The sequence below is a fragment of the Ruminococcus callidus ATCC 27760 genome (genome assembly GCF_000468015.1).
Taxonomy (GTDB): Bacteria; Bacillota; Clostridia; order Oscillospirales; family Ruminococcaceae; genus Ruminococcus_C; species Ruminococcus_C callidus.
In genome coordinates this window covers 1-627 of record NZ_KI260491.1, presented here as the reverse complement: position 1 = coordinate 627, position 627 = coordinate 1, and the positions used below count along the sequence as shown (strand labels likewise).

Sequence of the window (627 nt, the reverse complement as noted above, 5' to 3'; positions counted from 1 at the left end):
TTTTCAATGGCGGTATCAATGACAATGGTTTTCGTAAACAAGCCGCACAGGGAAAACAGACCGGTGGTAATATCGAACACAAAGCAGGCTGAAACGGCAATCAGCAGGTCCACCGCCAGCAAAGCGGTCCCGATATTCATAGAGGTATACTTTTTCAGGATCATGGCGACAATGTCCGTGCCGCCGCTGGAGGCACCCATGTTAAACATGATTGCGGAGCTGATGCCCGGAATGGCAATGGCAAAAATCAGTTCCAGAACCGGCTGGTCAGTCAGCGGTCCGGACATGGGAAACAGCTTTTCTGCCGCAGACAGTGCCACAGACATCAGAACGCTGATATACACCGTCTTTACGCCAAAGCCTTTCCCCAGAAACAGAAATCCCAGCACCAGCAGTGCCATGTTGATGATAAAATTGTACGTTCCCGCAGACAGCGGTGAAACAGCACTCAGCACCACTGCCAGACCGGTAACGCCACCAAAGGAAAAGTTGTTTGGGAATTTGAAAAGATAGGTTCCTGCGGACATCACCAGTGTTGCCAGCGTCAGAATGGCATATTCCTTGCACACCGATGCCGCCGTTCTCTCAAATCGCCTGGTTTTTTTCTGCATTTGCATCGCCTCCTTG

Annotated in this window: 1 protein-coding gene; it reads right to left on the bottom strand. The window is 50.7% G+C overall.

Annotated elements, in window-relative coordinates; genetic code table 11:
• Positions 1–611, bottom strand: a 611-nt coding sequence (locus tag RUMCAL_RS13475) for a YitT family protein (protein WP_040648320.1), incomplete at its 3' end; no start/stop codon positions are given.
• Positions 612–627 lie beyond the last annotated feature (16 nt).